This window comes from Pseudomonas sp. Marseille-QA0332 (genome assembly GCF_054950175.1).
Map to the genome: position 1 here is coordinate 2,247,117 of NZ_CM143106.1, position 24,451 is coordinate 2,271,567.

At 63.0% G+C, this 24,451-nt stretch carries 25 protein-coding genes and 2 tRNA genes; 15 read left to right on the top strand and 12 right to left on the bottom strand.

Going from position 1 to position 24,451, the window contains the following annotated elements:
* Nucleotides 1–186: 186 nt before the first annotated feature.
* Entirely contained in the window at nt 187–777 is a 591-nt protein-coding gene (locus ACY8GK_RS10440) for a cold shock domain-containing protein membrane protein (RefSeq protein WP_196177527.1), read from the top strand.
* A 114-nt stretch (nt 778–891) separates the two neighbouring features.
* Here ACY8GK_RS10440 and ACY8GK_RS10445 read toward each other — a convergent pair whose 3' ends face one another.
* The 3 genes from ACY8GK_RS10445 to ACY8GK_RS10455 are packed head-to-tail and all read right to left on the bottom strand — an operon-like array spanning nt 892 to nt 2,178.
* Entirely contained in the window at nt 892–1,098 is a 207-nt protein-coding gene (locus ACY8GK_RS10445) for a SlyX family protein (protein WP_196177529.1), read from the bottom strand.
* 1 nt (nt 1,099) lies between these two features.
* On the bottom strand, nt 1,100–1,525 hold the full coding sequence (locus ACY8GK_RS10450) for an HIT domain-containing protein (protein WP_196177531.1): 426 nt from the start codon (nt 1,523–1,525) through the stop codon (nt 1,100–1,102).
* Between the two features lie 29 nt (nt 1,526–1,554).
* Nucleotides 1,555–2,178 carry a hypothetical protein gene (locus ACY8GK_RS10455; RefSeq protein WP_462402956.1) on the bottom strand — a complete coding sequence of 208 codons (624 nt, stop codon included), beginning with the start codon at nt 2,176–2,178 and terminating at the stop codon, nt 1,555–1,557.
* A 6-nt stretch (nt 2,179–2,184) separates the two neighbouring features.
* Here ACY8GK_RS10455 and ACY8GK_RS10460 point away from each other — a divergent pair, with 6 nt between their 5' ends.
* The 3 genes from ACY8GK_RS10460 (at nt 2,185) to ACY8GK_RS10470 (ending at nt 6,309) form a co-directional block, all read left to right on the top strand.
* Entirely contained in the window at nt 2,185–3,459 is a 1,275-nt protein-coding gene (locus ACY8GK_RS10460) for an OprD family porin (RefSeq protein ID WP_196177534.1), read from the top strand.
* Between the two features lie 156 nt (nt 3,460–3,615).
* Nucleotides 3,616–5,331, top strand: coding sequence for a proline--tRNA ligase (locus ACY8GK_RS10465; protein ID WP_462402957.1), 1,716 nt, complete (start codon nt 3,616–3,618; stop codon nt 5,329–5,331).
* A gap of 24 nt (nt 5,332–5,355) precedes the next feature.
* Nucleotides 5,356–6,309 carry a hypothetical protein gene (locus ACY8GK_RS10470; RefSeq protein WP_196177538.1) on the top strand — a complete coding sequence of 318 codons (954 nt, stop codon included), beginning with the start codon at nt 5,356–5,358 and terminating at the stop codon, nt 6,307–6,309.
* A gap of 26 nt (nt 6,310–6,335) precedes the next feature.
* Here ACY8GK_RS10470 and dinB read toward each other — a convergent pair whose 3' ends face one another.
* Both dinB and ACY8GK_RS10480 read right to left on the bottom strand, forming a co-directional pair.
* A complete protein-coding gene (gene dinB, locus ACY8GK_RS10475) occupies nt 6,336–7,391 on the bottom strand; it encodes a DNA polymerase IV (RefSeq protein ID WP_196177871.1) in 1,056 nt (351 codons plus the stop codon).
* Between the two features lie 17 nt (nt 7,392–7,408).
* Complete coding sequence (locus ACY8GK_RS10480) at nt 7,409–7,573, bottom strand: hypothetical protein (protein WP_196177540.1); 165 nt, start codon at nt 7,571–7,573, stop codon at nt 7,409–7,411.
* A 34-nt stretch (nt 7,574–7,607) separates the two neighbouring features.
* On the opposite strand from ACY8GK_RS10480, the gene ACY8GK_RS10485 reads away from it, so the two are divergent.
* From ACY8GK_RS10485 to ACY8GK_RS10500, 4 genes are all read left to right on the top strand, one after another.
* Nucleotides 7,608–7,684, top strand: a tRNA-Met gene (locus tag ACY8GK_RS10485).
* A 118-nt stretch (nt 7,685–7,802) separates the two neighbouring features.
* A tRNA-Met gene (locus ACY8GK_RS10490) sits at nt 7,803–7,879 on the top strand.
* Nucleotides 7,880–8,134: 255 nt separating this feature from the next.
* Nucleotides 8,135–10,777 (top strand): bifunctional lysylphosphatidylglycerol flippase/synthetase MprF, encoded by a 2,643-nt coding sequence (gene mprF / locus ACY8GK_RS10495; RefSeq protein ID WP_196177542.1) that lies wholly within the window; start codon nt 8,135–8,137, stop codon nt 10,775–10,777.
* Nucleotides 10,777–12,072, top strand: a complete 1,296-nt coding sequence (locus ACY8GK_RS10500; RefSeq protein WP_196177543.1) for a virulence factor family protein — start codon at nt 10,777–10,779, stop codon at nt 12,070–12,072. Before mprF ends, ACY8GK_RS10500 begins: the two co-directional genes overlap by 1 nt.
* A gap of 102 nt (nt 12,073–12,174) precedes the next feature.
* Here ACY8GK_RS10500 and ACY8GK_RS10505 read toward each other — a convergent pair whose 3' ends face one another.
* Nucleotides 12,175–14,073: a potassium transporter Kup gene (locus ACY8GK_RS10505; protein ID WP_196177545.1), complete on the bottom strand. Its 1,899-nt coding sequence runs from the start codon at nt 14,071–14,073 to the stop codon at nt 12,175–12,177.
* Between the two features lie 277 nt (nt 14,074–14,350).
* On the opposite strand from ACY8GK_RS10505, the gene rimO reads away from it, so the two are divergent.
* From rimO to tsaA, 5 genes are all read left to right on the top strand, one after another.
* Nucleotides 14,351–15,688 carry a 30S ribosomal protein S12 methylthiotransferase RimO gene (rimO, locus tag ACY8GK_RS10510; RefSeq protein ID WP_196177547.1) on the top strand — a complete coding sequence of 446 codons (1,338 nt, stop codon included), beginning with the start codon at nt 14,351–14,353 and terminating at the stop codon, nt 15,686–15,688.
* A 134-nt stretch (nt 15,689–15,822) separates the two neighbouring features.
* Nucleotides 15,823–16,266 carry a GNAT family N-acetyltransferase gene (locus ACY8GK_RS10515; RefSeq protein WP_230375781.1) on the top strand — a complete coding sequence of 148 codons (444 nt, stop codon included), beginning with the start codon at nt 15,823–15,825 and terminating at the stop codon, nt 16,264–16,266.
* Between the two features lie 79 nt (nt 16,267–16,345).
* Entirely contained in the window at nt 16,346–17,056 is a 711-nt protein-coding gene (locus tag ACY8GK_RS10520; RefSeq protein ID WP_196177551.1) for an rRNA pseudouridine synthase, read from the top strand.
* Between the two features lie 50 nt (nt 17,057–17,106).
* The gene (locus ACY8GK_RS10525; RefSeq protein WP_196177553.1) at nt 17,107–17,568 is read left to right on the top strand and encodes a YehS family protein; all 462 of its coding nucleotides are present in this window, start codon (nt 17,107–17,109) and stop codon (nt 17,566–17,568) included.
* Nucleotides 17,569–17,575: 7 nt separating this feature from the next.
* Nucleotides 17,576–18,271, top strand: a complete 696-nt coding sequence (gene tsaA, locus ACY8GK_RS10530) for a tRNA (N6-threonylcarbamoyladenosine(37)-N6)-methyltransferase TrmO (RefSeq protein WP_196177555.1) — start codon at nt 17,576–17,578, stop codon at nt 18,269–18,271.
* 111 nt (nt 18,272–18,382) lie between these two features.
* On the opposite strand, the gene fpr is transcribed toward tsaA, so the two are convergent.
* Entirely contained in the window at nt 18,383–19,162 is a 780-nt protein-coding gene (gene fpr / locus ACY8GK_RS10535) for a ferredoxin--NADP reductase (protein ID WP_196177557.1), read from the bottom strand.
* Between the two features lie 119 nt (nt 19,163–19,281).
* Here fpr and ACY8GK_RS10540 point away from each other — a divergent pair, with 119 nt between their 5' ends.
* Nucleotides 19,282–20,208: a LysR family transcriptional regulator gene (locus ACY8GK_RS10540; RefSeq protein WP_462402958.1), complete on the top strand. Its 927-nt coding sequence runs from the start codon at nt 19,282–19,284 to the stop codon at nt 20,206–20,208.
* A gap of 3 nt (nt 20,209–20,211) precedes the next feature.
* On the opposite strand, the gene ACY8GK_RS10545 is transcribed toward ACY8GK_RS10540, so the two are convergent.
* The 3 genes from ACY8GK_RS10545 to ACY8GK_RS10555 all read right to left on the bottom strand — a co-directional run bounded on the left by ACY8GK_RS10545 (nt 20,212) and on the right by ACY8GK_RS10555 (nt 22,226).
* On the bottom strand, nt 20,212–20,574 hold the full coding sequence (locus tag ACY8GK_RS10545) for a diacylglycerol kinase (protein WP_196177561.1): 363 nt from the start codon (nt 20,572–20,574) through the stop codon (nt 20,212–20,214).
* A 73-nt stretch (nt 20,575–20,647) separates the two neighbouring features.
* Entirely contained in the window at nt 20,648–21,298 is a 651-nt protein-coding gene (gene erdR / locus ACY8GK_RS10550; protein WP_196177563.1) for a response regulator transcription factor ErdR, read from the bottom strand.
* A 217-nt stretch (nt 21,299–21,515) separates the two neighbouring features.
* Nucleotides 21,516–22,226, bottom strand: a complete 711-nt coding sequence (locus ACY8GK_RS10555) for a tRNA-uridine aminocarboxypropyltransferase (protein WP_196177565.1) — start codon at nt 22,224–22,226, stop codon at nt 21,516–21,518.
* Nucleotides 22,227–22,428: 202 nt separating this feature from the next.
* Between ACY8GK_RS10555 and ACY8GK_RS10560 the strand changes: the two genes are divergently transcribed.
* Nucleotides 22,429–22,848, top strand: coding sequence for a quorum-sensing-regulated virulence factor family protein (locus tag ACY8GK_RS10560; protein ID WP_196177566.1), 420 nt, complete (start codon nt 22,429–22,431; stop codon nt 22,846–22,848).
* Nucleotides 22,849–22,899: 51 nt separating this feature from the next.
* Here ACY8GK_RS10560 and recX read toward each other — a convergent pair whose 3' ends face one another.
* Nucleotides 22,900–23,367 carry a recombination regulator RecX gene (gene recX / locus ACY8GK_RS10565; RefSeq protein ID WP_462402959.1) on the bottom strand — a complete coding sequence of 156 codons (468 nt, stop codon included), beginning with the start codon at nt 23,365–23,367 and terminating at the stop codon, nt 22,900–22,902.
* Between the two features lie 8 nt (nt 23,368–23,375).
* Nucleotides 23,376–24,443 (bottom strand): recombinase RecA, encoded by a 1,068-nt coding sequence (gene recA / locus ACY8GK_RS10570; RefSeq protein ID WP_196177570.1) that lies wholly within the window; start codon nt 24,441–24,443, stop codon nt 23,376–23,378.
* Nucleotides 24,444–24,451 lie beyond the last annotated feature (8 nt).

Below are 24,451 nucleotides of genomic sequence, written 5' to 3' on the forward strand. Positions count from 1 at the left end.
TCCGGAGCGCCCATCGTCGATTGAGAACTGCCCCGCCTTTGCGGTTAAATAGGCACGGTGCCACCCGTGCGGACTGCGAATGCCGGGTGCATAGGCTGGCCCGTCGCGTTATCGCGCTCCATCTTTCCTGCGCACCGCGACACCAGCTCTTCCCGTGATCGACCTTATCAATGCGAGCCAACCAACATGTTCAAGATCGTCCATCTGCTGACGGGCGTTGCGGCCTTGCTGCTTTCGCTCATTCCCAGCCTGCGAACCGACCCGATACCCTTCCTGCAACAGCCGCAAGCCGTCTATCTCGCCTTGCTCGGCCTGCTCAACCTGACCTTGGCCCCGGCCATCCCCCAACTGCGCGGCATGCGCCAGCATGTGCAGCGTGCCAGCAGCGTGCTGCTGGTACTGGCGGTCATCCTGCAAACCATCGTACTGCTAGCCCGGCCCGACCTAGGAAGCACTCCCGCCCTGTTCTGCGCCCTGCTGGCGGTGCTCCTGCACGTGCTCGCCAGCCTGGCACGCAGCACCCGCAGAGTCCGAAGCCAGCAGTCATCGGGCCGCGACGCCAGCCCTCGGGATACCGGCACGGTGAAGTGGTTCAACACCTCCAAGGGCTTCGGCTTCATCTCCAGGGATTCGGGCGACGATATCTTCGTGCATTTCCGCGCCATACGTGGAGATGGCCACCGGGTACTGGTGGAAGGGCAGCGGGTCGAATTCTCGGTGATGCACCGTGACAAGGGTCTGCAGGCCGAAGACGTGGTCGCCATGCCGCGACATTGATTCATCCCTTGCGGCTCGCCAGCGCCTGGCGAGCCTTCTTCGATCCTGGGTCGCTTCACGTGACCCAGGCCTTGCGACACCGTCAGCCGTACGCCCGGCAGCGCAGCCGGCGCATCAATAATGTGGCGGAGGCGCCTCCTCCCCACCCAGGCCGTACTGCCCGGCCAGCTCTTCATGACGCTTGATCAGCTCGGCCACCTGCAGCTGCAGCCGCTCGATGATACGGTTCTGTTCGACGAGCACGTCATTGAGTGCCTGGATGGTATCGTCCTGGAAGGCCTGCCGGCTTTCCAGCTCGACCAGTCGCGATTCGAGTGACATGTCAGGCCTCCTGGAACCGCAACTGGGCAGGCAGCTCGTCATGAAAGCGCTGGCGAACGGCTTCGAGTTGCTCGTCGGTGTAGGCGATCGCCGGCACCCTGCCCCAGATCGGAGCCGGCCAGGCCGCATCGTCCTTGCGGCGAACCACCACGTGCATGTGCATCTGGCTCACCACGTTGCCCAAGGTAGCCACGTTCATCTTGTCGGCGCCGAACGCCTGGCAAAGCCATTGCGCCAGGCAACTGGTTTCGCTCCAGAACTGTCGCTGATCGGCCTCGTCCAGGTGGAACAGCTCGCTGATACCTTCACGACGCGGGACGAGAATGAACCAGGGGTAGTTGGCGTCCTTGCTCAGCAGCAGGCGGCACAGCGGCAGATCGCCAAGCGTCAAGCAGTCCTGCTCAAGTCGCGGATCGAGGGTGAACACGGGATTTCTCCTTGGGAAAGATGGAAACGTCATCGGCAAGCGACGCACGCAAGAATACCGTGCTTTGGCCGAACCTGGACGCGAATGCCCTTTTCCGGTGCATCTTCGTTCGTATCAGGTAACACAGCGCTACTTTTCGCACCAGGAATGCACACGCCATGGTGCCGTCTTCCCACTTTTACCACGACGCGAAGCGCACAATGCTGGCGCGCCTCGCCACCCTGCGTCATATGACCGGTATCCCAGCAGACAGACACCAGTGCCGGTTTCATTGCCCCCAGTGCGCGCCCGTGAAAAAAATGTGAAAAATTCATCGGGTGCCGGTGCGTTTGAGCACGCTTGTTGCATTTGCAGCCCTGACCTGGGTTTTCAGCGTTACCGGCCTGGAACGAACGAAAAGAAGGATCTGTTGGGTCATTTTTCAACTGACGGAAAAGTGACGACCGGAATGAATCCATGCGCGCTTCACCAGAAAAAATCGTATCAGGAGAAACTCGGAAAAGCCTGACAACAGCAGACCCTAAAAGTTCGATTTTCCATATCGCCAGAAACATTTCTGCGTGATATACCTTTTCCCAGAAATAACAAGAAAGAGCCGCGGCGATAACTAGAACAGTGGCCGCGGCAGACTCTTCCAAAACCCAAAGGAGCAAGTCACGATGCGCGTGATGAAGTGGAGCATGATCGCCCTGGCCGTTTCGGCGGGGACCTCTCAGCTGGCAGTTGCCTCTTCCCAGGATGAATCCAAGGGCTTCGTCGAAGACAGCAAGCTCACCGTCAAGACCCGCATGCTGTATTTCAGCCGCGACTTCCGCAATTCGCCAGCCGGCTCGCAGAGTCGGGCCGAAGAAACCGGCCTGGGCTTCCTCGGCACCTACGAGTCCGGCTTCACCCAGGGCACCGTCGGCTTCGGCGTGGACGCCATCGGCATGCTGGGCATCAAGCTCGACAGCGGGCGCGGGCGCGCCGGTACCGGCCTGTTCCCCACAGGCTCCGACGGTCGCTCGCAGGATGAGTATTCCGAAGGTGGCGGCGCGGTCAAGCTGCGCATTTCCGACACCGTGCTCAAGTACGGCCACCAGATCACCGCCCTGCCCGTGTTCGCTACCGACGACAGCCGCCTGCTGCCGGAAGTCGCCGAGGGCGCCCTGATCACCAGCAACGAGATCGATGGCCTGACGCTGCACGCCGGCCGCTTCACCGCGATGAACGCGCAGAACCAGACCTACCACGATAGCCTCGGCCTGAAGGAAGCCAACATCGTCGGCGGCAGCTATGCCTTCACCGACAGCCTCAGCGCCAGCCTGTACTATTCCAAGGTCGAGGACTACTGGCGCAAGTACTACGCCAACGTCAACTTCGCCCTGCCGCTGTCCGACGCACAGAGCCTGACCTTCGATTTCAACATCTACGACACCAAGAGCGACGGCGCCGGCCTGCAACGCTCGTCCAGCGATGGTGAAACCAAGCTCGACAACCGTGCCTTCAGCCTGTCCGGCGCCTACAACATCGGCGCGCATACCTTCACCCTGGTCTACCAGCGCGTTACCGGCGACGGCGACTATGGCTACGGTGTGGACGGTGGTGGCACCGTGTTCCTGGGCAACTCGGTGGCTCGCTCGGACTTCAACGCCGAGGACGAGCGCTCCTGGCAGGCTCGCTATGACCTGAACTTCGCCGAGTACGGCATTCCCGGCCTGAGCTTCATGACCCGTTATGTGCGTGGTACCGGCGCCAACACCGCCACCACCGACAGCGGCAAGGAATGGGAACGCGACATCGACATCAAGTACGTGCTCCAGGAAGGCCCGGCCAAGGACCTCAGCTTCCGTGTACGCCAGGCCACCTACCGTTCTTCCGACGGCGTGTACTACGGCTCGCCTTCGCTCGACGAGCTGCGCCTGATCGTCGAATACCCGCTGAGCATCCTGTAAGGCTGCGCGGCGCCCACGCACCAGCAGGCCCGGCAGCGATGCCGGGCTTTTTCTTGGCTGACAAGCGAGACGCCCTGCGGCATCCTGTACGCCTTCGTCCCGCCCCCGTACAATGCGGGGTCATTCTTCTCGTCCAGGCAAACGACACGGCTCACCATGCGCACCAGTCAATATCTGCTCGCCACCCAGAAAGAAACCCCCGCCGACGCGGTGGTCATCAGCCACCAGCTCATGCTGCGCGCCGGCATGATCCGCAAACTGGCTTCCGGACTGTACACCTGGCTGCCAATGGGCCTGCGCGTCATGCGCAAGGTGGAAGCGGTGGTGCGCGAGGAAATGAACGCCGCCGGCGCTCTGGAAGTGCTGATGCCGAGCATCCAACCGGCCGAGCTGTGGCAGGAGTCCGGGCGCTGGGAGCAGTACGGCCCCGAGCTGCTGCGCCTGAAGGACCGCCACGAGCGCGACTTCTGCGTAGGTCCCACCCACGAGGAGGTCATCACCGACCTGGCGCGCAACGAGCTGTCGAGCTACAAGCAGCTCCCGCTGAACATGTATCAGATCCAGACCAAGTTCCGCGACGAGATCCGTCCACGCTTCGGCCTGATGCGCGGCCGCGAGTTCATCATGAAGGATGCCTATTCCTTCCATGCCGACCAGGCCTCCCTGCAGGAGACCTACGACCGCATGCACCAGGCGTACACCAACATCTTCACCCGCCTGGGCCTGGATTTCCGTCCCGTGCAGGCCGATACCGGCTCCATCGGCGGCAGCTATTCCCATGAATTCCACGTGCTGGCCGAGTCCGGCGAGGACGATGTGATCTTCAGCGACAGCTCCGACTACGCGGCCAATATCGAGAAGGCCGAAGCGGTGCCGCGCGAGACCGTTCGTCCCGCCCCTACCGAGGAACTGCGCCTGGTCGACACGCCCGATGCCAAGACCATCGCGCAACTGGTGGAAAGCCACGGCCTGCCGATCGAGAAGACCGTCAAGACCCTCATCGTGCGTGGCGCGGAGGAAGGCAAGCTGGTCGCGCTGGTGGTACGTGGCGATCACGAACTCAACGAAATCAAGGCCACCAAGCTGGCCCAGGTCGCCGACCCGCTGGTGATGGCCACCGATGCCGACCTGCGCGCGGCCATCGGCGCCGGTGCCGGCTCGCTCGGCCCACTGAACCTGCCGCTCGAATGCATCATCGATCGCTCTGTCGCCTTGATGAGCGACTTCGCCGTCGGCGCCAACATCGACGACAAGCACTACTTTGGCGTGAACTGGGAGCGCGACCTGCCCGTGCCGCAGGTCGCCGACCTGCGCAACGTGGTCGAAGGCGACCCGAGCCCGGATGGCCAGGGCACCCTGGTGATCAAACGTGGCATCGAGGTTGGCCACATCTTCCAGCTCGGCACCAAGTACAGCGAGGCGCTCAAGTGCCAGGTGCTGGGCGAGAGCGGCAAGCCGGTGACCCTGGCGATGGGCTGCTATGGCATCGGTGTCTCCCGCGTCGTCGCGGCCGCCATCGAGCAGAATCATGACGACAAGGGCATCATCTGGAACGACGCCCTCGCTCCGTTCCAGATCGCCCTGGTCCCGCTGCGCTATGAAACCGAAGCGGTACGCGAGGCCACCGACAAGCTCTATGCCGAGCTGACCGCCGCTGGCTTCGAGGTGCTGCTGGACGATCGCGACAAGAAGACCAGCCCGGGCATCAAGTTCGCCGACATGGAACTGATCGGCATTCCTCACCGCATCGTCGTCAGCGATCGCGGCCTGGCCGAAGGCAACCTGGAATACAAGCACCGTACCGAGCAGCAGGCCCAGGCCCTGCCGCTGGCCGAAGCGCTGACGTTCCTGCAAGCCCGCATCCGTCGCTGACCGTCAATTCATGCGCGAGTGAACATGTCCAAGCGAAGCACCTTCTCCCTGGGGGGTACCGTCTTCTGCGGTGCCCTGCTCCTTGGCGGCTGCGCCAACCAGATGTCCCAGCGCAGCGAGCACGAGGAACGGATCGAGCGCAAGTTGCTCGAACACACCTTGCAGATCGACGTCGGCGAGCCGAAGGTCATGACGCTGCCGCAACGTCGCGTCCGGATCAGCGAACAGCGACGCTTCGAGGTGACCGAGTTCGAGGTGACTCGTCACTATGACCGTTACACGCCTTATCAACCCTGGCGCGAATTCTACGAGGTGCCGTTGGGGGCGGTGGCGATAGTGGCGGGCGTGGGCGCCAACGTGGTCAATGTCTTCACGCTGGGTAACCTGCCCGACAGTGTCACGCGCGACTGGCTGGACTACGGCGTGGCCGGCATCAACCCCTTCATGAACGTCCAGTCCAATGGCCGCGCCCAGCAGAACCTTGCCGGCACCAGCGAGGTCCGCAAGGACCAGCGCGAGGAAAGTACCAGCCTGCCCTGGAGCGATCGCCTGGTAGAGGTCAAGGCCGGCAGGCTTACCCATGAGCTGACCACCGACCGCAGCGGCATCCTGCGCCTCAACCTGCTCGACAGTCCGTTCTCGGAGCAGAACCTCAGCCATGTCGGCACCCTTCATCTGCTGGTATCAGACGAAGACAATGGTGTGCGAGGCGATGCCAGCCTGCTGGTCAGTAGCGAGTTGCGGGGCAAGCTGCAGGAAGCCCAGCACCTGATCTACGATGACCTGGAGGACGATGAGGTTTCGCAGTGGGTCTATCGCGTCAAGCGCCTGGCCGAGCTGGGTCTGGAAGAGGAAGCCAGCGACCTGGAGCAGAGCCTGATCGAACTGACCCGCAACGATCCGCAGCTGCAACGCGAGTTCATCGAAAGCCTGCGCCGCACGACCGGACGCCTGGCTGCCGACCCTGGCCGACAATGAGCCTCTTTCTGTAACGGTACTAGGCTTCAGTCATCGAACAGCTCGAGCTGTTCGATGGCTCCGCGCAGGTCCTGCAAGCGCACCCCCACGCCTAGCAGCCGCACCGGCTTGCCGCCACGGGCGAATGCCTGGCCAAGCAGCTGTCGATAGCTTTCCAGATCACGTCCGGCGCCCGCCTGTTCGATGGTGGTCTGGCTGAAGTCGTGGAACTTGACCTTGACAAAGGGCTTGCCAGGCCGGTAGCTGCCGTCCATGCGGGCAATGCGCCCGTCGAGGGTCACCAGCAGCTCGGGCAACTTCTCCAGGCAACTGGCCAGGTCCGGAAGATCGGTGTCGTAGGTGTTCTCGACGCTGACTGATTGACGTCGACTGTCGTTCTGCACCACACGCTCATCCAGGCCACGCGCCAGCCCCCAAAGCCGCTCGCCGAAGCTGCCAAACTCGCGAACCAGCGCCAGCTTGGACCAGTCGCGAAGCTCCAGGCACGTGGTGATGCCCAGACGCGACAGCTTCTCGGCGGTCACCTTGCCGACCCCATGCAGGCGATCCACTGGCAGAGCCGCCACGAATGCCTCTACCTCGTTTGGGGTGATGACGAACAGACCGTTGGGCTTGCGCCAGTCGCTGGCGATCTTAGCCAGAAACTTGTTGGGCGCCACGCCAGCCGAGACGGTGATATGCAGCTTTTGCGCAACCCGCCGACGAATGTCCTCGGCGATGCGCGTGGCACTGCCGGAAAACCAGTGGCTGTCGGAAACGTCCAGATAGGCCTCGTCCAGCGAGAGCGGCTCGATCAGCTCGGTGTAATCGCGAAAGATCGCGCGAATTTCCTTCGAGGCCTCGCGATAGGCGTCGAAACGCGGCTTGACGATCAGCAGGTCTGGACAGAGCTTGAGCGCATGCCGGGACGACATGGCCGAGCGGACGCCATAGGCGCGTGCCTCATAATTGCAAGTGGCGATCACCCCGCGCCGCTCCGCCGACCCGCCCACGGCCATGGGCCGTCCGGCGAGGCGAGGATCGTCACGCATCTCGATAGCTGCGTAAAAGCAGTCGCAATCGACATGGATGATCTTGCGCAAGGGCATCGAATGATTGCTCACACTGTAGATTCATACAGATGATAGCCGATCGTCATGAAACAAATCAGCCCTGGCATGAACCACCGCTCCACGACCCATGCCCGTTGCGATTGCATCCGCACGCCAATACCGCCCGCTAAACGATTGACGGAAAAAGGCTTTTTGCAAATAGTGGTTGACATGGGGAAAGAAATCCGTAGAATCACCAACCACAGGCGCGGGATGGAGCAGCCTGGTAGCTCGTCGGGCTCATAACCCGAAGGTCGTCGGTTCAAATCCGGCTCCCGCAACCAACTTTAAAAAGGCCACTGCAAACGCAGTGGCCTTTTTTCTTTGCAGAAGAAAAACCTTGAAAATCAAAGTCTAGGGCCTTGACAACCAAGTGTATGAATGTAGAATACGCCCCACTGACGCGGGATGGAGCAGCCTGGTAGCTCGTCGGGCTCATAACCCGAAGGTCGTCGGTTCAAATCCGGCTCCCGCAACCATATCGTCAGAACGAACCCCGTCTACTCCGGTAGTACGGGGTTTGTTGTTTTCAGCGTACCGATTTCTTCTATCATTCATCGATACGGCGCTGGCGCCTGCCAGCAGCGGCTCGTCCTGCCTCGCATGAACTTTCTTTAACTATCCTGAACGAATTAAATGGCTCCGGGGCGGAGTAATATCAGGATACGTTTTCAAAGGGATTTTCACTTGGCTGCCATCTGCTCCAGTCCTGCGCTGCGTGCATGGAGAGTCCTATGACCTCTCACGCTCCTGACGCTTCTTCTCCTGTCACACATGCCTTGCCCGTGGCGGCACAACGTCTGCCCTGGCTCGAGCGCCTGAGTCGCTACCGTCAGCCGCTGGGCCTGGGGGTGACGCTGCTGCTGTTCGTCATGGGCTTGCTCGCCTGTCATCACCTGCTCAGCGAGCTGGACCTGAACGCCTTGCACGAAGCCGTACTGCAAGTGCCCGCCTCCGCACTGCTGACTGCTCTGCTGGCGACTGCGATCGGCTTCGCCGTGCTGCTCGGCTACGAATGGTCGGCCAGCCGCTACGCCTCGGTAAAATTGCCCGCGCGCACTTTGCTGACCGGTGGGTTCTGTGCCTTCGCCATTGGCAACGCCATCGGCCTGTCGATGCTCTCGGGTGGCTCGGTGCGTTATCGCCTCTACGCGCGCGAAGGGCTTGGCGCGACAGAAGTGGCGCGCATGACCTTGTTCGCCAGCCTGTCGCTGGGCTGCGCCCTGCCGCCGCTGGCTGCCCTGGCGACCTTGAGCGACTTGTCCGCGGCTTCGATGGCGTTACGCCTGCCGCCGTCATTGCTGGCAGCGATCAGCGCGACCCTGCTGGCGCTGGCCGTGGTGCTGGCTGCCGGGCTCCATCGACGGCGCCTGCCCGAGCAGCCACTGGCCGACTGCCTGCTGGTGCAGCTGGGTCGTCGCACCTTGCGCTTGCCGGGCGCACGGTTGGCCGGCCTGCAACTACTGATCACCGCCCTCGATGTGCTGGCCGCAGCCACCGTGCTGTATTTGCTTTTGCCACAGGCGCCGCCCTTCGGTGCCTTCGTGCTGGTTTATCTGCTGGCCCTGGCGGCTGGAGTGCTCAGCCATGTGCCCGGCGGCGTCGGGGTGTTCGAGGCCGTACTGCTGGCAGCGTTCGCCGACCAGCTGGGAGCCGCCCCGCTGGCCGCGGCCTTGTTGCTGTATCGCCTGATCTATGTGGTCTTGCCGTTGCTGCTGGCCTGCGCGCTGTTGCTGGCAACGGAAGCTCGCCGCCTGCTGTTCGCCCGCCAAGCTATCCGGGCAGCCTCGGGACTGGCCGCGCCGGTACTGGCGATCCTGGTCTTCCTCTCGGGCGTGGTGCTGCTGTTTTCCGGCGCCACGCCCGAGATCGATACGCGCCTGGAGCACATGGGCTTCTTGATCCCGCACCGGTTGATCGACGCTTCGCATTTTGGCGCCAGCCTCATCGGTGTGCTGTGCCTGTTACTGGCCCAGGGCCTGCGTCGCCGGCTGTCCGCCGCCTGGTTGCTGACCACCGTCCTGCTGCTGGTCGGCGCCCTGCTGTCGCTGCTCAAGGGCTTCGATTGGGAGGAAGCCTGCATCCTGACCTTCACCGCCTCGCTGCTGGCATTGTTCAGGCGCTCTTTCTATCGCCCCAGCCGCCTGCTCGAACTGCCCTTCTCGCCCGTCTACCTGGTAGCCAGCGCATGCGTGATCGGCGCTTCGGTATGGCTACTGCTGTTCGCTTTCCAGGACGTGCCCTACGATCACGAGCTGTGGTGGCAGTTCACCCTGGATGCCGATGCGCCAAGAGCGCTGCGCGGCGCCCTGGGCAGTGCGATACTGCTGGTCATCGTCACGCTGACCTGGCTGTTGCGTACCGCTCGTCCGGTGATCCACCTGCCCACGGCAGAAGAACTGCAGCGCGCCAATCGTATCCTGCTCGCATCCGAGCAGCCTGATGGCGGGCTGGCCCTGACCGGTGACAAGGCCTTGCTGTTCCATCCCACCGACAACGCCTTTCTCATGTATGCCCGGCGCGGACGCAGCCTGGTGGCTCTGTACGACCCCATCGGGCCACCCCAGGAACGCGCCGAAATGATCTGGCAGTTCCGCGACTTGTGCGATCTGCATCATGCCAGGCCCGTGTTCTATCAGGTCCGAGCGGAAAACCTGCCGTTCTACATGGACATCGGGCTGACCGCGATCAAGCTCGGCGAAGAGGCCCGGGTCGACCTACGGCGCTTCGATCTGGAGGCCAAGGGCAAGGAGATGAAGGACTTGCGCTACACCTGGAACCGTGGCGGCCGTGACGGACTGAGCCTGGAGATCCACGAGCCGGGACAGGCCCCCCTGGATGAACTGAAGGTGATTTCCGACGCCTGGCTCGGCAACAAGCACGTCCGCGAAAAAGGTTTTTCATTGGGACGCTTCAGGCCTGAATACCTGCAGCATTTCCGTATCGTGGTGATCCGCTTCCAAGGTAAGGCGGTAGCCTTTGCCAACCTGCTGGAAACTCATGGCACGGAGCTGGCCAGCCTGGACCTGATGCGCGCTCACCCCGAGGCGCCGAAGCTGACCATGGAGTTCATGATGCTCGGCCTGATCCTGCATTACAAACAGCGTGGCTACATGCGCTTCAGCCTCGGCATGGTGCCCCTGTCGGGCCTGCAGCCACGGCGCGGCGCCCCATTGACCCAGCGCCTGGGCTCGATGGTGTTCCAGCGCGGCGAACAACTCTACAACTTCCAGGGGCTGCGGCGCTTCAAGGATAAGTTCCAGCCCGACTGGGAGCCTCGCTACATGGCCGTGCCGGCCGGGCTCGACCCCCTGGTGGCGCTGGCCGATACCGCCGCCTTGATCGCAGGCGGCCTGACTGGATTGGTGAAACGCTGATGACTCGACGCTACTGGCTCTATCTCCTGGTCGCCGTGCTGCTGGCCCTGGCTGCCGCTGCCGCAGGCCTGTGGCTATGGACTCGTCCCGCGCCGCAGGCGCAGCTCGAACACCTGAACCTGGATAACGGCATTGGCCTGGTGCGTGTCGACCCGACAGGACCGGCCAGGCACCACGTGGCGATCGGCGTGCCGGCAGACCAGGCCCTGAGCGATCGCCAACTGCTCGACCTGGGCCAGGCCGCAAATGCGCAGTTGGTCCAGGTCATCCTGCCAGGCGAGGATTGCCATGAGCAGCAGCAGCTCATGAGCCAAGCCCTGGGCCAGCTCTCGGCGGCCCCTTCCATCGTCGCTGGCATCGGGCCGGGCGCTGCCCAGGCCTGGCGCTGGCTGGCCACGCAGGACAACGACCAGGCCCTGGCCGTTTCGGTCGACTTCAAGCTCGAGCAGCCTGCCTGCGCCTCGCCACTGCCAAGGTCCGCCGCGCACGGCCACTGGAACGTGGCCTGGAACGACAACCCGGACGACACCAGCGCTGCCTTCGTGCGCGACCAGGCCAATGCCCAGACCAGCATCAGCGACTATGACATCCACCTGCCCCAGGTGCTGAAGAACCAGTTGAGCCAGGCGCTGCTCGGTCCTGACGGCAATGCCTTGAGCATTCCCGTCGTCGAAGTGCCAGCAGGCCAGGCCAGCGACACCGTGACCCTGTTCCTGTCCGGGGATGGCGGCTGGCGTGACCTGGACCGCGCCGTGGCGACAGACATGGCCAAGCTCGGCTACCCGGTGGTGGGCATCGACACCTTGCGTTACTACTGGCAACACAAGACGCCCGAGCAGAGCGCGTCCGACCTGGTCGAGCTGATGCACCACTATCGTCAGAAATGGGGCACCAAGCGTTTCATCCTCACCGGCTACTCGTTCGGTGCCGATGTTCTGCCCGCAATCTACAATCGCTTGCCGAGCGAGGAGCGGCAGCGGGTCGACGCCATCATCCTGCTGGCATTCGCCCGCAGCGGCAGCTTCGAGATCGAAGTCGAGGGTTGGCTGGGCAAGGATGGCCAGGAAGCGCCCACCGGCCCGGAGATGGCCAAGCTGCCAGCGGAAAAAGTGGTATGCCTCTATGGAGCCGAAGAAGCCGGCGAAAGCGGTTGTACCGACAGCACCGCGGTGGGCGAGCGGATCAAGCTGCCGGGAGGCCATCACTTCGACGAAGACTACCCGGCACTGGCCAAGCGCCTGATCGGCGAGATCGACAAGCGCCAAGGCACGCCAGGATTGGCGCGTCAGAAGTGAGCGGCTTGGAGGAATCGGTCCTGCTCTAGATGCCTTGGAGCCGGGGCGCCGGAGCAGCCATAATGGCCCGCCAAGCGGGCACAGGACCATTCGGCGGGCGCTTCATATCTCGACCTGCGTCCCCAGCTCGATCACCCGGTTGAGTGGCAGCTTGAAGAAGCGCAGGTTGCCGTTGGCATTCTTCAGCAGAAAGGCGAACAGATTGCTCCGCCAGCGCGCCATCCCTTCCAGCCGTGAGGCGATCACCGTCTCACGGCTAAGGAAATAGGTGGTGCGCATCGGGCTGAAGTTCAGGTCGCTGCGCTGGCACAGGGCAAGTGCCGCCGGCACGTCGGGCTCGTCCATGAAGCCATAGTGCAGCAGCACGCGGAAGAAACCATCCCCATGGGCCTGCACTTCCAGCCGCTCGGCCTCGGGCACGCGCGGGCGGTCTTCGCTGATTACCGTCAACAGTACCACCTGGCGATGCAGAACCTGGTTGTGCAGCAGGTTGTGCAACAGCGCATGGGGCACGGCGTCGGTACGCGCGGTGAGGAACACCGCGGTGCCTTCGACCCGGTGCGCCGGCTGCATGCGCAAGCTGGCGATGAACATCGGCAGGGGCAGGGAGCCTTCAGTGATACGCTCGACCAGGATCTGCCTGCCGCGCTTCCAGGTACTCATCAGCACGAACAGCACGATGCCAGCCAGCACCGGGAACGCCCCGCCCTGCACCACCTTGGGCAGGTTGGCGGCGAAGAACAGGCCATCGACCAGCAGGAAACTCGCCACTACGGGCACTGCCAGCATGACGGGCCATTTCCACAACAGCAGCATCACCACCGCCACCAGCAGCGTGGTCATCAGCATGGTCCCGGTCACTGCCACGCCATAGGCCGCGGCCAGCGCGCCCGACGACTCGAAGCCGAGCACCAGCAACACCACGCCGACCATCAGTGTCCAGTTCACTGCTCCGATGTAGATCTGTCCCTGTTCGTCGCTTGAGGTGTGCTGGATCTGCATGCGCGGCACATAGCCTAGCTGGATGGCCTGCCGAGTCAGGGAGAAGGCTCCGGAAATCACCGCCTGGGAGGCGATCACCGTCGCCAGGGTGGCCAGGCCGATCAGCGGCAGCAAGGCCCAGCCTGGTGCCAGCAGGTAGAACGGATTGCGCGCGGCCTCGGGGTTCTGCAAGAGCATGGCGCCCTGGCCGAAATAGTTGAGCACCAGTGCCGGCAGCACCAGCGCGAACCAGGCACGGGCGATCGGCTTGCGGCCAAAATGCCCCATGTCCGCATACAGCGCCTCGGCACCGGTCAAGGCCAGCACGACCGCGCCAAGGATCGCCACGCCCATGCCTGGATGGACGATGAAGAAGCGCACCGCCCAGGCGGGATTGAAGGCCTTGAGCACTTCGGGGCTTTGCACGATGCCATGCACGCCCAGTGCGGCGAGTACCAGGAACCAGGTGACCATGACCGGCCCGAACAGCTTGCCGATCTTTTCCGTGCCGTGCTTCTGCACCACGAACAAGGCGACCAGCACCACCAGCGAGACGGGGACGACCCAGTGGTCGATGCCGTCGAAGGCCAGGCCCATGCCTTCGACGGCCGACAGCACCGAGACGGCCGGCGTGATCATGCTGTCACCGTAGAACAGCGAAGCCCCGACCAGGCCACAGCCGATCATCAGCAGGCGCAACCTTGGATAAGGCGCCGCGGCCCGCCGCGCAAGAGCAGTCAGGGCCATGGTGCCGCCCTCGCCCTGGTTGTCGGCACGCAGGATGAACACCACGTACTTGAACGAGACCACCCAGATCAGCGACCAGAAAATCAGCGCCAGGATGCCTAGCACACCATCATGGTCGACCGGCACGCCATACCCGCCTGTGAATACCTCCTTGAGGGTATACAACGGGCTGGTGCCGATGTCCCCGTAGACGACCCCCACCGCCGCCACCAGCAGGCCCAACGGCCGCGCTGTCCCTTGTCCGCTTTCGGCGTGACTGCTCGCCTGAACCATCGACCACTCCCGAAGACCGTCCTTGCCAGGCCCCTTGTTCGTGACACGCGCCTCGCATCTGGACTCGTTGCACGGTCGCAGTGTCAACGCACCGACAGCAAGGATCGGCGCCAGGCGCAACGCCGCGAAGCATAGCGCAGCGTTCGTCGCTTTTCTGCTGGTCAAGCGTCCAAGTGATCGCTAGAATTGCGCACTTTTTGATCAGAGACGCCAACAGCGTCCGCCAGGCCGGCCTTCGCGCTCGCCTGGATCGTCGCTTTCAATGCCGAGGTTAGTCATGTCCACCACGCCCGCACCTTCCACGCCGAAGGTTGGATTTGTTTCGCTGGGTTGCCCGAAGGCGCTGGTCGATTCCGAGCGAATCCTGACCCAGCTGCGCATGGAAGGCTACGAAGTCGTGCCCACCTACGAGGACGCCGATGTGGTGGTGGTCAACACCTGCGGCTTCATCGACAGCGCCAAGGCCGAATCGCTGGAAGTGATCGGCGAAGCGATCAAGGAGAACGGCAAGGTCATCGTCACCGGTTGCATGGGCGTGGAAGAAGGCAACATCCGCGACGTGCACCCAAGCGTGCTGTCGGTGAGCGGCCCTCAGCAGTACGAGCAGGTGGTCAATGCCGTCCATGAAGTGGTCCCGCCACGCCAGGACCACAATCCGCTGATCGACCTGGTACCGCCACAAGGGGTCAAGCTGACGCCTCGCCACTACGCCTACCTGAAGATCTCCGAAGGCTGCAACCATAGCTGCAGCTTCTGCATCATCCCATCGATGCGAGGCAAGCTGGTCAGCCGCCCGGTCGGCGAAGTGCTGAGCGAAGCCGAGCGGCTGGTCAAGGCCGGCGTGAAGGAAATCCTGGTGATCTCCCAGGACACCAGCGCCTACGGTGTCGATGTGAAGTACAGAACCGATTTCTGGAATGGTCGCCCGGTCAAGACCCGCATGCTGGAGCTGTGCGAGGCCCTGAGCAGCCTGGGGGCCTGGGTGCGCCTGCACTATGTCTACCCTTATCCGAACGTCGATGACGTGATCCCGCTGATGGCCGCGGGCAAGCTCCTGCCGTACCTGGACATTCCGTTCCAGCACGCCAGCCCGAAAGTCCTCAAGACCATGAAGCGCCCGGCCTTCGAAGACCGCACCCTGGCGCGCATCAAGGCCTGGCGTGAGCAGTGCCCCGAGCTGGTGATTCGTTCGACCTTCATCGTCGGCTTCCCGGGCGAAACCGAGGAAGACTTCCAGTACCTGCTCGACTGGCTCAGCGAAGCCCAGCTCGACCGGGTCGGCTGCTTCCAGTACTCCCCCGTCGAAGGCGCACCGGCCAACGAGCTGGGCCTGGAGGAAGTGCCCGATGCCGTCAAGCAGGAGCGCTGGGATCGGTTCATGGCGCACCAGCAGGCCATCAGCGCCGCACGCCTGCAACTGCGTATCGGCAAGGAAATCGAAGTGCTGATCGACGAAGTCGAGGAGCAGGGCTCGGTCGGCCGCAGTTTCTTCGATGCACCCGAAATCGACGGTAGCGTGTTCATCGATGGCGACCATGGCTTCAAGCCAGGCGACAAGGTCCGTTGCCGCATCGTCGACGCCGATGAATACGACATGTGGGCCGAACCCGTCTGAGCGCCCTCAGGCTGGCAAGTGGCGTCACGACCTGTCAGGCTCGCGCCTGACGCACTCTGACGCCAGGCTTTCCCTGCGGCTGCATTGCGCCTATGGTTAACGACTACCCACCAGGATCACAAGGATCGTCGAGCATGCTGGCGCTGTACACGCCCACCGTTGGGGACCATCCCGAATTGCTGCAGGTCTGGGAGGCCTCGGTTCGTGCCACACACGACTTTCTCGCACCGGCCTATATCGAGCTGCTGCGTGACCAGGTGCTGCCCAGGTACCTGGATGCGGTGGCGCTCTCATGCTGCAAGGCAGCGGATGGACGCATCATGGGTTTCGCCGGAACCGCCGAGGACCGCCTGGACATGCTGTTCGTCGCGCCGCAGTATCATGGCCAGGGCGTCGGCAGCCGTCTGCTGGGTCACGCCGTGCAGTCGGGCGCGCGCACGCTCGACGTCAACGAGCAGAACCCCAAGGCGCTAGGCTTCTATCTGCGGCACGGCTTCGAAGTCACCGGTCGTTCGCCGAGCGATGGCCTTGGCCAGCCTTACCCGCTGCTGCACATGCGCCTGGCCACGCTCCGCTAGCAGGGCACAGATAACGGCCATCGAGGCGGTGCGGCCAGGTACAATGGCGGCTCTTCCCCCTGCCTTGCGAAACACCATCATGAACGAACCCGTCCGTCTTTCCAAACGCCTCATCGCGCAGCTTGGCTGCTCCCGCCGCGAGGCCGAACTGTTCATCGAAGGCGGCTGGGTGACGGTGGACGGGATCGTGGTGGAGCAACCGCAGTTCAAGGTCGCCGCAGAGCAGGTCGAATTGCTTCCCGGCGCCAAGGCCGAGCCCCTGGCGCCAGTCACTCTGCTGCTGAACCAGCCGGCCGGCATGTGGCTCGAAGAGGCTCGTGCGAGCATCGCCATGGCCACGCTCAGTGATGCCCACCGCCATGCCGTGCGCCCCCTGCATGGGCACTTCGCCCGACAGGAGTGCGTTGCGCCATTGGCTCCGGGTGCCAGCGGCTTGCAGGTCTTCACCCAGGACTGGCGCGTCAAGCGCAAGATCGAGGCTGACCTGCGCCGGCTGGAACAGGAATACATCATCGAAGTGCGTGGCAGCGCTTCGCCACAGTCGCTGCAGCGCCTGGCCCGTGGCCTGACGCGCGACGGCCGCGAGCTACCCAAGGCCAAGGCCAGCTGGCAGAACGAGAGCCACCTGCGCATGGCCATCAAGGCTCCGCAGCCCGGCCTGATCGAACAGTTGTGCGCCGTCGTCGGGCTCGAGGTGCTCGGCATGCGCCGTATCCGTCTCGGTGGCGTGGCGATGGGCAAGCTCGCTGGCGGACAATGGCGCTACCTGGCCGGCAGCGAACGTTTCTAGAATCGATCGAAGGCCCTGCCGCCAAGGCAGGGCTGTGAACAGGATTAGCTATGAACCACAACGACGTATTGCGCAGCGTGCGCTACATGCTCAAGATCAACGACACGCAGATGGCGAGGATCATCGGGCTTTCCGGCCTGCAACTCAGTGCCCAGGAGCTGGCCGGCTACCTGAAGAAGGAAGACGAAGAAGGCTTCGTGCGCTGCCCCGAGCCAGTCATGGCGCACTTTCTCGATGGCCTGGTCATCCATCGCCGCGGTCGCGACGAGAGCCGGGCACCGCAGCCTATCGAGGTGCCAGTGACAAACAATACCGTGCTCAAGAAGCTGCGGGTGGCCTTCGAACTCAAGGAGCAGGACCTGCATGCCGTGCTCAAGTCGGTCAATTTCCCGGTCTCCAAGCCGGAACTGAGCGCGCTGTTTCGCAAGGTCGGCCACGAGAACTACCGTCCCTGTGGAGACCAGTTGCTGCGCAACTTTCTCAAGGGCCTGACCTTGCGCGTGCGTGGTTGAGCGGCACATGCAGCACAGCGTCTCGCCAGTCGGCATCGTCCGCTCCTGCTTCAAGGAGAAATTTGCCATTCCTCGGCAGCCGCACCTGGCCCCGGCGGCGCGCGGCGTGCTCGAGCTGCTGCCGCCTTTCGACCAGGGCGAAGCCGTGGCCGGCCTGGAGCAGGTCAGCCATGTCTGGTTGCTGTTCCTGTTTCACCAGGCGCTCGAAGACCAGCCCCGACTGAAAGTTCGCCCGCCCCGCCTGGGCGGAAACAGGAGCATGGGCGTGTTCGCCACGCGAGCGACCCATCGTCCCAATGGCATCGGCCAGTCGGTGGTGCGCCTGGAAGCCGTCGAACCTGGACGCCTGCTGCTTTCGGGAATCGACCTGCTCGATGGAACGCCGGTACTCGATATCAAGCCCTACGTGCCCTACGCCGACAGCGTGGCCGGGGCAGTCAACCAGATGGCTAGCCAAGCGCCAGCAGCGATCACCGTGCAGTGGAGCGAAGCCGCCCTGTGCCAGGCGCGCGAGCATGCCTCGCGCCTGGCCGAACCGCTGGTGGAACTGGTCGAGCAATGCCTGGCACAGGACCCGCGCCCGGCCTACCAGGTGCCGCCAGCAGAACGAATCTATGGCGTTAAGTTCTGGGACGTGCAGGTGCGCTGGCATTACCCGCAGCCGGATCGGATCAGGGTGCTGGAGATCGTGCCGGATCCTTGAATCGAAGGCACTGTGGCCGTTCCGGCAAGCGTAGGTCGCTTGCACGAAACGCCCTGCCAGGGGCATGAAAAAACGCAGGCCAGGCCTGCGTTGTTCATGTTTCCGAGCCGATCACTTCTCGACGAAGGCACGCTCGATGAGGTAGTCGCCCGGCTCGCGCATGCGCGGGGAGATCTTCAGGCCGAAGCTGTCGAGCACTTCGCTGGTCTCGTCGAGCATGCTCGGGCTGCCGCAGATCATGGCGCGGTCGTCCTGCGGGTTGATCGGTGGCAGGCCGATGTCGCTGAACAGCTTGCCGCTGCGCATCAGGTCGGTCAGTCGGCCCTGGTTCTCGAACGGCTCGCGGGTCACGGTCGGGTAGTAGATCAGCTTTTCGCGCACCGCCTCACCGAAGAACTCGTTCTGCGGTAGGTGTTCGGTGATGAACTCGCGGTAGGCCACTTCGTTGACGTAGCGTACACCGTGGACCAGGATCACCTTCTCGAAGCGCTCGTAGGTTTCCGGATCCTGGATCACGCTCATGAAGGGCGCAAGCCCGGTCCCGGTGCTCAGCAGATAGAGGTGCTTGCCCGGATTCAAGTCGTCGAGGACCAGCGTGCCGGTAGGCTTCTTGCTGATGATGATCTCGTCGCCTTCCTTCAGGTGCTGCAGCTGCGAGGTCAACGGGCCATCGGGTACCTTGATGCTGAAGAACTCCAGGTGCTCTTCCCAGTTCGGCGAGGCGATCGAGTAGGCACGCATGAGCGGACGGCCATTCTCCTGTTGCAGGCCGATCATCACGAACTGACCGTTCTCGAAGCGCAGGCCCGGATCACGGGTACACTTGAAGCTGAACAGGGTGTCGTTCCAGTGATGCACACTGAGGACACGTTCGTGGTTCATGTTGCTCATCGAGGGGCTCCTGAAAAAAGACGCAACGCCGAGTGACGGCGCTATTGCGCGGTAGTTTAGAGGCAGTGACAATATCTGTTAAATCAATTATCAAGATATGGGTTATTGGTTATATAGATATGCGATTCACTCTTCGCCAGCTCCAGGTATTCGTCGCCGTAGCCCAGTACCAGAGCGTGTCACGCGCGGCCAGCCTGCTGGCCTTGTCGCAATCTGCCGCCAGCACCTCGATCACCGAACTGGAGCGGCAGTCGAGTTGCCAGTTGTTCGACCGAGCCGGCAAGCGCCTGAGCCTCAACGCCCTGGGTCACCAACTGCTGCCCAAGGCCGTCGCGCTGCTGGACCAGGCCAAGGAAATCGAAGACCTGCTCGGAGGTCGCTCCGGATTCGGTGCGCTGTCCGTCGGGGCCACGCTGACCATCGGCAACTACCTAGCCACGCTGCTGATCGGCAGCTTCATGCAGGGGCACCCGGAAAGCCAGGTGAAGCTGCACGTGCAAAACACGGCGCATATCGTGCAACAGGTGGCCCATTACGAGATTGACCTGGGCCTGATCGAGGGCGATTGCAGTCATCCAGACCTGGAAGTGCAGCCGTGGGTCGAAGACGAACTGGTGGTCTTCTGCGCGCCCCAGCATCCATTGGCCAGGATCGGCCAGGCCGACATCCAGGCGCTGTCGAGGGAGGCCTGGATTCTGCGCGAGCAAGGGTCGGGAACGCGCCTGACTTTCGACCAGGCCATGCGCCATCACCGGACCAGCCTGAATATTCGCCTGGAGCTGGAGCATACCGAAGCGATAAAGCGCGCCGTGGAGTCGGGCCTGGGCATCGGCTGCATATCCCGGCTCGCCCTGCGTGACGCGTTCCGCCGTGGAAGCCTGGTCGCCGTGGAAACTCCCGAACTGGATCTGGCCCGACAGTTCTATTTCATCTGGCACAAGCAGAAATACCAGACGTCGGCCATGCGTGAGTTTCTCGACCTGTGCCGCACCTTCACGGCAGGGGTCAGGCGAAGCGACGAGATCGTGTTGCCGTCGATTGCCTGAGCCCTACAGCAGGATGATGCCCCAGACCAGACCGATCATGCACAGCGCCACCAGCTGGGCGGCACTGCCCATGTCCTTGGCATTCTTCGAAAGCGGATGGCGCTCCAGCGAGATTCGATCGATGGCCGCCTCGATCGCCGAGTTGATCAGCTCGACGATCAGCCCAAGCAGGCATACGGCCACCAGGATCGCACGCTCGACCCGCGAGACCGGTAGCCAGAAGGCCGTCGGAATGAGCAGGATATTCAGCACTACCAGCTGACGGAAGGCAGCTTCGCCCAGGAAGGCGGCGCGCAGGCCGTCCAGCGAATAGCCGGCGGCACTGAAAAGACGCTTGAGGCCGGTCTGGCCTTTGAATGGTGACATGACAATGAACTTCGGCGAGATGAGGAGTGCAGGCTAATGCAACCTGGATAAAAAAAGAGTGAAGCGAGGACGATCAGTTGCCAGCAACCGATTCCAATTGTTGCAGAAGCAACGCCGCCTGGGTCCTGGTGCGCACGCCGAGCTTGCGGAAGATGGCAGTCACATGAGCCTTGATGGTCGCTTCCGAGACACTCAGCTCATAGGCGATCTGCTTGTTCAGCAACCCTTCGCAGACCATGGTCAGGACCCGGAACTGTTGCGGCGTCAGGCTGGCCAGGCCTTCGCTGGCAGCCTTGGCCTCGGCCGATACATCAACCTTCTCGAACGCCTGCGGCGGCCACCAGGCGTCACCGTCCAGCACTTTCTGCACCGCTGCCTGGATGACTTCCAGGGTGCTGGACTTGGGAATGAAGCCACTGGCGCCGAACTCGCGGGACTTCACCACCACCGCCGCCTCTTCCTGGGCCGAAACCATGACGACCGGAATCTGCGGATACTGCCCACGCAACAAGACCAATCCCGAGAAACCGTAGGCACCGGGCATGTTCAGATCCAGCAGCACCAGATCCCAATCGGCTTTCTCTGCCAGACGCGTCTCAAGTTCCGCAATGCTTGCCGCCTCCACCAGACGCACGTTCGGCCCAAGCCCCAAGGTAACGGCCTGACGCAAGGCACTTCGGAACAAGGGGTGGTCATCGGCTATCAGGATTTCGTACGTGGCCATCGATCTAGGGATCCTGTCATGGGCCTGGCGGAAAGGATGGGGAGTGCCAGGCAGGCAAAAGACACGACGAGGATGGCGCTGCCTCTTCGTCGCATCCAAGCGGCGCCAAGGATGCCGAGCACGCTCCAGGTGGTCAAGCGCCAAGCCCAGCCATGCCCGCTCTCCCTGGCGCCAGCCTCGCTATTATGGACCCAATCCAGCTGGGCTACCTCTTGGACTAAAGAAAGGCTTCCAGACGCCGGTGCACATCGTCATGTTCGTCGAGCGCCAGGTGCCGCTTGGCGGCCAGGTAGTGGGTGCTGAACACATCCAGGTAGGCATCCAGCGCCTGGGAGGCTTGCTGATCGCCGGCCAGGTCCAGGCACATCGCCGCGACTTCGGCGGTACAGAAATGATCGTCGCGCCTGGAGCGCCGCAGGCGATAGCGTGAGACCTGCTCCGCGGTCAGGCTCAATACGGGAAAACGATCCAGGTAGGGGCTCTTGCGGAACATCTTGCGCGCCTCGGTCCAGGTCGCGTCGAGCAGGATGAAAAGCGGCCGCTTGCCAGGCTCGCGCACGACCGTATCGACTACCCGCGCCGAGGCAACGAACTCGCCAGGGAAAACGATGAAAGGTTGCCAATGCGCTTGCTCGAGCAATGCCAGCAGCCTCGAATCGACCTCGGTGCGCTGCCAGCCGAAGGCCGAGGTGTCTTGCACGACATCCGCGATCAGCCAGCCGGTATTGCTCGGTTTAAGCGGCTCGGTATCGTGCATGATCAGACACATGCCGGATTGGGCGGCGACCTTGGGTGTCCAGGCGCACAGGCAGTGGCTGACGATAACCCGGCAGGCTTCGCAGCGTTCGGCGCGGGAACCGCGGGCTATAAAGGGCTTGCTGCTTCGCGCCAGGCGTTCGGCGCGCAGGCGTGCCACGGCATGGCTCATGGCTGCACTGCCCGTCGGTGGGTAAGGAAAGACACGATAGTGATCCCAGACAGAAAAGTCGCCATTCTAGCAGAGCACGGGTATGCACCGTGGGCCTGCGTGCAGAGAGCGAGGCGAGGGATGGCATGGCAGCGGCTGGGCTTTCATGGAACACTACCGACTGGCGTCTGTCCAAGCGCCAATCATCGAACAGGAGAGATTCATGCTGCGTCTTATCGTCCCTACCCTGGGCATGCTGCTCGCCTTGCCGCTGGTGGCCCAGGCCGCTTCCAAGCAGGAATACGAGCTTTCCCAGATGTTGCAGAAGGTCGCCAGGGAGAGCAGCGTCGGTACGCCGCGTGCGATCAACGAGGACATTCTGGACCAAGGCTACACCGTCGAGGGCAACCAGCTGATCAATCACCTGAGCGTTCGCGCCAGTCACGCAGAACAGATGCAGGCCAACCCGGAAAAGGTCCGCGACCAGCTGGGCAGCAGTGTCTGTGGCAACAGTGGCTTTCGCCAGCTGATGATGCGCGGCGCCGTTCTGCGCTATGACTTCACCGAGTACAAGACCAATCGCCCGGTGGGCCAGCAGGTGTTCAATGCGGCGACCTGTGGCCTGGGGAAAGGCAAGCGGTAAGACCGCAGCCTGGCTTGGTGGAAGAACTGAAAAGAGCGGACGGGCTGTCGATCAGTCGTCCAGGTCTCGACCACTGAGCAAGCGGTTTACGAGGTCCATGGGGAAACCCCGGTAAGCGAGAAAGCGGATCTGTCGTGCTCGACTGCGAGGATCGACCGGCCGCTGGCCGGCGAACTTGCGTTGCCAGACATCGCGCAGACGACCGGCCCAGTCGATGTCGCTATCGCGCAGGGCCTGCTCGATGTCGCCACGATCCAGGCCGCGCTGGCCAAGGTCTTCGCGGATGCGCGCAGGACCGTAGCCAGCGCTGGACCGATAGGCAATGAAGCTCTCGAGATAACGGGCCTCGCTGAGTAGCCCCTCTTCGGTCAGTCGATCGAGCTCACGCTCGATCAACTCCTGCGGGGCACCGCGTTGGCGCAGCTTGCGCGTCAGTTCCACACGACCATGCTCGCGTCGCGCGAGCAGGTCCATGGCTGTCCGCCGAACCGCGACGGGGGTATCGAGCACGACGGACATGGAGGCAATCAGTAGCCCGCGTCGGCATCGGCCACGTCGCCGGCATCGGCCTCGGCGGCAGCGGCCTTGCCAGCCGCTGCCACAGCACCTGCGTTGAGCAGCTTGTCGCGAATCTGCTTCTCGAGCTCCGCGCCGATGGCTGGGTTCTCCTGCAGGTACTTGGCGGCGTTGGCCTTGCCCTGACCGATCTTGCTGCCCTGATAGCTGTACCAGGCGCCAGATTTTTCCAGCAGCCCGTTGGCGACGCCCAGATCGATGATCTCGCCATTGCGGTAGATGCCCTTGCCGTACAGGATCTGGAACTCGGCCTGACGGAACGGAGGCGAGACCTTGTTCTTGACGATCTTGACCCGCGTTTCACTACCGACGACCTCGTCGCCTTCCTTCACCGCGCCGGTACGACGGATATCCAGGCGGACCGAAGCATAGAACTTCAGGGCGTTGCCACCGGTGGTGGTTTCCGGGCTACCGAACATCACGCCGATCTTCATGCGGATCTGGTTGATGAAGATGACCAGGCAGTTGGCGTTCTTGATGTTGCCGGTGATCTTGCGCAGGGCCTGGGACATCAGGCGGGCCTGCAGGCCGACGTGCATGTCGCCCATCTCGCCTTCGATTTCGGCCTTGGGCACCAGCGCCGCGACGGAGTCGACGATGATGACGTCCACGGCATTGGAACGCACCAGCATGTCGGTGATTTCCAGCGCCTGCTCACCGGTGTCCGGCTGGGACACCAGCAGATCGTCGACGTTGACGCCCAGCTTGCCGGCGTACTCCGGATCCAGCGCGTGCTCGGCATCGACGAAGGCGCAGGTGGCACCGTTCTTCTGAGCTTCGGCGATGACCGACAGGGTCAGTGTGGTCTTGCCCGAGGACTCCGGACCGTAGATCTCGACGATACGCCCCTTCGGCAGGCCGCCGATGCCCAGGGCGATGTCCAGTCCCAGGGAGCCGGTGGAAATGGCGGGAATGGCCTGGCGCTCATGGTCGCCCATGCGCATGACCGCGCCCTTGCCGAATTGACGTTCGATCTGACCCAGGGCCGCAGCCAAGGCGCGCTTCTTGTTGTCGTCCATTGAAATCC